Raw genomic sequence first — 2,521 nt, forward strand, 5'->3', positions numbered from 1 at the left:
CAAAAAGACCGCATGAATCGCTTGGCATGATTTCTCCTTTAAGGTATATTGTTATGACATTACCAGCCAAAGAGTCTCATATGTGGTGGACGCGTACACAGGGTTGACAAAATAATTAAAAGGTGTATAATTAAAAATAGATTGAAAAAACAAATTCCCGAAGGGACTTCCTTTGGGAGAAAAATAGGGTAAAAAAAGGAGAGAAAAATGATATCCAAGAGGCTGATTAACAAAAGAGTGAAAGAGAAGAATAAATCAGCGGCGGAGGTCATGAACGGGATTATATTCATCGTCCTAGCCTTCGTCATATTGGCGGCGTGGGTTATCACACCCACCCAGTTCTATAACTGGTAGAATAAAAATAAGAGGAGGGGCAGATGTTAAAAAAAATTTTTATTTCGCTGGGGTACACTCTCCTCTTGGCAGGGATGCTGGTGATGGGATTTCTATTTTCTTTTTTTCCCTCGGGGGCCTATGCCTCCAGCCTTAGTTCTTTCTTAAAGTATTTCTCCAGGTAGTAGTTTGATCTGGAGAAATACTAAGACCGCTTTACATTTTTTGTAAAGCGGTATTTTTTTTATCCTCTTCTCTTATCGTGGAAGGCTTTGTGAACATCATGAAGCTTCTTGTCTGTAATATGAGTATAGATCTGAGTGGTGGAGATATTGGAGTGGCCAAGGAGAGATTGGACGGAACGAATATCGGCTCCGGCGGAGAGGAGGTCGGTGGCAAAGCAGTGTCTTATAATGTGCGGAGTGACTTTCTTTGAAATACCGGCTTTGATGGCATAGTGCTTTATGATTCTTTCTACGGAGCGGGGAGTTAATCTGTGGTCGGAGTCGGAAATCTGTTTCTCTTGAGGACGGATTCCGCCTTCGGCGGATGGAGAAATCCTCCGAGAATCAGATTTTCCGACTCCTCCTGATTCAGATGTTTCGCCAAAAAAACGGTTCTCTAAAGGACGGTCATCAAGGGGAATCCTACGAGAACCATTTTTTTTGGCTACACTTTCTTTTACTTCTCCTCCTTTGCTAATCCGTATAAAAAGCGCCTCATTTATATCCGCTCTGGCATCAAGATAGTCTTTCAAAGATTGTTTTGCCGTGTCGGAGAGAAAGACGACTCTCACTTTTCCGCCTTTCCCTCTTATGGAAAATTCTTCTCTTTTGAGATTTATAGAGTCTATATTAAGATTGCATAGTTCAGAGACGCGAAGCCCTGTGGAGAAAAGAAGTTCAAGGATGGCTTTGTCGCGAAGAGATTTTAGTCCTTTGTCTGGCGGAGTAATAGGCGCATCAAGGAGTCTTTCAAGCTCATCTTCGGTAATAAGGTCAAGGTCTCTTTCTGGGACTTTCACAAGGTCAATTCTTTCTGCGGATAATGATTTTATGTCTCGCCTGCTTAAGTATTTAAGAAAGGCCCTAAGCGCTACAAGGTGGTAGTTCTGGGTCTTTTTTGAAAGAGTCGGTTCTATGCGGTTTAGCCACAGACGGTATTGTCTGACTGTTTCGTCGGATATATCCTCTACATTTTGCAGTTTACTTTGACTTAGGAAGCGATTGAGATAATGGTCGTAATTTAAAATAGTCTTAAGACTTCGTCCGCGTTCAACCTCTAGGTGTTCTAAGAAATCTTTCTTAAGTTGGATGATATTGTGCGACATTGTTTTATTATAAGCCTAGCGCATTATAAAACAAGAAGCGCCCTTGTGGTGCGCCCTTGTTAATGTTAAATCCGCCGTGGCGGATTTAACATTAACAAGGGCGCTTAGCCGTCAATCTGCTTGCTGTATTCTTCGTATTCATCGCCGATCAATTTAGTGGCTTTTTCAAGCTTTTCTTTTGTTCCCATTTTATATACATCATAGAAGTCTGTACTAAGGAGCTCTTTCATTAGTTCTTTTACTCTGTCCGGATACCATTTGGTGTCGGATATCTCCTTTTTTATTATATTTATTATCGCTTCTTCTAATTTGTCACTTTTCTCTTTAGCATTCATGTTTTCTTGATATATTTCACTAGTTTGATCTTGGATGAGGTGGATTATTAAGTTAGCTGTGCTAGAGATTAGTTCATTTTTTGCAACACCTTCTTTAGGAGACTGTGCTGTGGAGTATTGTGATTCAAAATTCATATTTGGATTATAACTTAAATGCTTTAGGCTAACAATACTTTCCATATCAAGGCGACCCCTTGGAATTTTCAATCGGGCTTGCCCCATGGTCACTCGCAAGCGACGGGGCTTGCAATTTTTAAGAAAACGTTTATTATATCTCGGTAATGTCAACAGTTAATCAGTTGGTAAGGAAAAATAGAAAAAAGGTTGCAAAGAAAAGCAAGTCAGTAGCGCTTGCTCGCGGGTTTAACGTGCTAAAGAATAGGCCAACTTTTTATGCTTCTCCGTTTAAAAGAGGAGTATGTTTGCAGGTAAAAACTGTTACACCTAAGAAGCCTAATTCCGCCCTCCGAAAGGTTGCGCGTGTGAGGCTTACCAACAGTATGGAAGTTACAGCTTATATCCC

General features: G+C 40.7%; 3 protein-coding genes. 1 reads left to right on the forward strand and 2 read right to left on the reverse strand.

Annotated elements, in window-relative coordinates:
* Positions 1 to 577 precede the first annotated feature (577 nt).
* Together NUV40_03400 and NUV40_03405 are read right to left on the reverse strand one after the other, a co-directional pair.
* Positions 578 to 1,663, reverse strand: coding sequence for a tyrosine-type recombinase/integrase (locus NUV40_03400; protein MCR4342917.1), 1,086 nt, complete (start codon positions 1,661 to 1,663; stop codon positions 578 to 580).
* Positions 1,664 to 1,767: 104 nt separating this feature from the next.
* Positions 1,768 to 2,133 carry a hypothetical protein gene (locus NUV40_03405; protein MCR4342918.1) on the reverse strand — a complete coding sequence of 122 codons (366 nt, stop codon included), beginning with the start codon at positions 2,131 to 2,133 and terminating at the stop codon, positions 1,768 to 1,770.
* Between the two features lie 146 nt (positions 2,134 to 2,279).
* On the opposite strand from NUV40_03405, the gene NUV40_03410 reads away from it, so the two are divergent.
* On the forward strand, positions 2,280 to 2,521 hold a 242-nt coding region (locus NUV40_03410; GenBank protein ID MCR4342919.1), incomplete at its 3' end, for a 30S ribosomal protein S12.

This window comes from Patescibacteria group bacterium (genome assembly GCA_024654625.1).
Taxonomy (GTDB): Bacteria; Patescibacteriota; Minisyncoccia.

What these genes read in the sequence shown, in the direction of transcription:
- NUV40_03400 (MCR4342917.1), bottom strand. Translation starts at nt 1,663, where the DNA reads ATGTCGCACAATATCATCCAACTTAAGAAAGATTTCTTAGAACACCTA.
- NUV40_03405 (MCR4342918.1), bottom strand. Translation starts at nt 2,133, where the DNA reads ATGAATTTTGAATCACAATACTCCACAGCACAGTCTCCTAAAGAAGGT.